Source organism: Streptomyces pactum, from assembly GCF_016031615.1.
GTDB classification, from domain to species: domain Bacteria; phylum Actinomycetota; class Actinomycetes; order Streptomycetales; family Streptomycetaceae; genus Streptomyces; species Streptomyces pactus.
Genome location: NZ_JACYXC010000011.1, coordinates 1 through 2,320 on the forward strand (window position 1 = coordinate 1; position 2,320 = coordinate 2,320).

3 protein-coding genes are annotated in these 2,320 nt (G+C 75.6%); 1 reads left to right on the plus strand and 2 read right to left on the minus strand.

Annotated features, from left to right (window positions below):
- A partial coding sequence (locus IHE55_RS30360; protein ID WP_197992634.1) for a zinc-binding dehydrogenase occupies nucleotides 1-290 on the plus strand: 290 nt, incomplete at its 5' end.
- A 194-nt stretch (nucleotides 291-484) separates the two neighbouring features.
- On the opposite strand, the gene IHE55_RS30365 is transcribed toward IHE55_RS30360, so the two are convergent.
- Both IHE55_RS30365 and IHE55_RS30370 read right to left on the minus strand, forming a co-directional pair.
- Nucleotides 485-1,231, minus strand: a complete 747-nt coding sequence (locus IHE55_RS30365; protein ID WP_197990296.1) for an antibiotic biosynthesis monooxygenase — start codon at nucleotides 1,229-1,231, stop codon at nucleotides 485-487.
- Between the two features lie 109 nt (nucleotides 1,232-1,340).
- Nucleotides 1,341-2,222: an SCO6745 family protein gene (locus IHE55_RS30370; RefSeq protein WP_197990297.1), complete on the minus strand. Its 882-nt coding sequence runs from the start codon at nucleotides 2,220-2,222 to the stop codon at nucleotides 1,341-1,343.
- Nucleotides 2,223-2,320 lie beyond the last annotated feature (98 nt).

Here is a 2,320-nt window from a genome sequence, read left to right on the forward strand (position 1 = left end):
GGTCCCACTCGGTGAAGTCCTTGCGGCCCGGCGGCACGCTGGTCATCTCCGGTGCCACCTCCGGCCCCGACCCCAAGGCCACCGAGCTGAACCGCATCTTCTTCCTGGAGCTGAAGGTGGTCGGCTCCACCATGGGCACCAAGGAGGAGCTGGCGGACCTGCTGAGCTTCTGCGCGGCGCACGGGGTGCGGCCGGTCATCGACTCGGTGCTGCCGCTGGACCGGGCGCGCGAGGGGTTCGAGAAGATGGCCGGCGGCGACCTGTTCGGCAAGGTCGTGCTGACCGTCTGACGAGCCGCCACCCGGCCATCCGCCGGGAGAGGTCGTCCGGCCGCCCGCCGGGACCGGTCACCCGGCCGGCAGCCAGGCCTCCCGTCCTTCGGCCCGGTCGGCCGGCCGCCCGGCAGCCAGGCCACCCTTTCTCCGCCCGGCCGCCCGTTCTCCGGCCCGGCCGCCCGCCGGGCCGGGCGGCCGGACCGGGCCGCTCACCCGCGCGGGGTCAGGTGGCGCAGCAGGCGGTAGCGGGTGCCGGTCACCTGCCGGTGGCCGGGGAAGTCCCGCACCCGGTGCCAGCCCGGCCGGTCGGCGCCCTGGGCCGTCTCGTACGCCTCCTCGCTGGTCCACTCGGCGTAGTTGAGCACCCGGTCGGCGGCCGAACCCAGGTGCTTCGCCCCGTTCTCCAGCAGGTGGAAGTGGGCACCCAGCAGTTCCCGGTGCTCCTCGGCGCCCTCGTCCAGCGCGCCGATGACGGTGTCGATCCACTCGGTGCGGCGGCCGGCCGTCGCGGCGTCGAAGTGGATGTCCACGGTGACGATCAGCCCGGGCTCCGTGGCGGCCCGCCGTACGGGGTCCGGCACATGGCTGCGGTACAGCCGGTAGCGGGACAGCCCGACCCGCTCGATCCCGGGGACGGCGGCGTCGATCTCGTCGTTCCGCTCCTGCCGGTGGTTGTGGAAGAAGGCGAAGTACGCCTCCTCGCTCGTCCACTGCGAGTAGTGCATCAGGGTGTCGCCGTCGGCGGCCGCGTAGATGCCGTACGACAGCAGGTCCGGGGCCGGCCAGGGTCGCTTCTCCCAGGTGGCCGCGATGGCGTCGGCGACGGTCCGCTGCCGCTCGGGCGTCCCCACCCGCCAGGTGCTGAACATCGGGGCGCCGACCCCGGGCCGGGCCGGGTCGGGATGCGCGGTGGTGGACACGGTCGACGGCTGCGGGGCGGAGTCGGACGTGGACATGGAGGTCTCCCCAGAAGATCGTGGTGTCCGCCCGGCGGCCGGGCGGTCACCACGATCCTGGGACCTCAACCAAAGATGAGGTCAAGGGGTTCCGGGCACGGCCGGCCGGTCAGTCGTACGTGACCTGGACGGTGCCGATCCCCAGCGTGCTCCGGGCGGGCAGCATCCCGGACCCGAAGACCGCCGCCAGCAGCGGGAGGGTCAGCGCGGCGAGCCGCTCGGCGCGCTCCTCGCCCAGCGCCCGCCAGGGTCCCGCGGCGAGCAGGTCGGTGCGGCGCTCGATGTCGTCGCGGCCCTGCCGGCCGCGCTCGGTGGCCTTGCCGGCCCCGTCCACCCAGCCGCGCTCCGCCAGCCGTTCGCGGGCCGCCGCCCACTGCTCCGGGCTCCAGCCGCGGGCCGCGAAGTTCTCCTCCGGCGCGGCGTCCACCGCGGCGAAGGACACCAGGGACTCGCACGGGTCCAGCCCGGCGGCGAGCACGGCGGCGAGGTGGCCGTCGCCGCGGTGCTCGCGCAGCACCGTGAGCGCCTGCCAGAGCGCCAGGTGCGGCTCGTCGGACCAGGGCAGGTCGCGGTTGGCGGCGGCGAGCGGACGGCCCGCGGCGTCGGCGTACCCGGCGGCCTCGGTGGCCAGCGCCGCCGCCTCGGCGATCTCCCGGCCGCCGATCACCTCCGGGGCCAGCGCGCGGTAGGTCCGGTCCACCGCGCGAAGCCGGGCGGCCAGCACCTCCTCGGGCGTGGCGACCGACCAGACGCCGGGCACGTGCTCGGCCACGGTCCGCGGGCTGAAGCTGTGGAACGTGGCGGTGACCAGCTCGGGCCCGGCCGCGCCCAGCGGGGCGGCGCGCCAGGCGAAGTAGCTGGGCCAGCGGCTGGAGTTGTCGTAGCCCAGCGCGGCGGCCTCCTCGAAGGCCTGCGGGGCGAAGTACAGGCAGGCGTGCAGTCCCTCCAGGTGGTGCCACATCCGTCGGGCGAGCGCTTGGTGCCGGGTCATGTGCCGTACCTCTCGGGTCTGCTCGGGTCATGTCGGGTCCGCCGGGGGCGGGACGGGGCCCGGCCGGGACCGGGCCCCCTTACGACCTGACTCCGCGC

Coding starts and splice junctions, on each gene's coding strand:
- IHE55_RS30365 (WP_197990296.1), bottom strand. CDS start 1,231: ATGTCCACGTCCGACTCCGCCCCGCAGCCGTCGACCGTGTCCACCACC.
- IHE55_RS30370 (WP_197990297.1), bottom strand. CDS start 2,222: ATGACCCGGCACCAAGCGCTCGCCCGACGGATGTGGCACCACCTGGAG.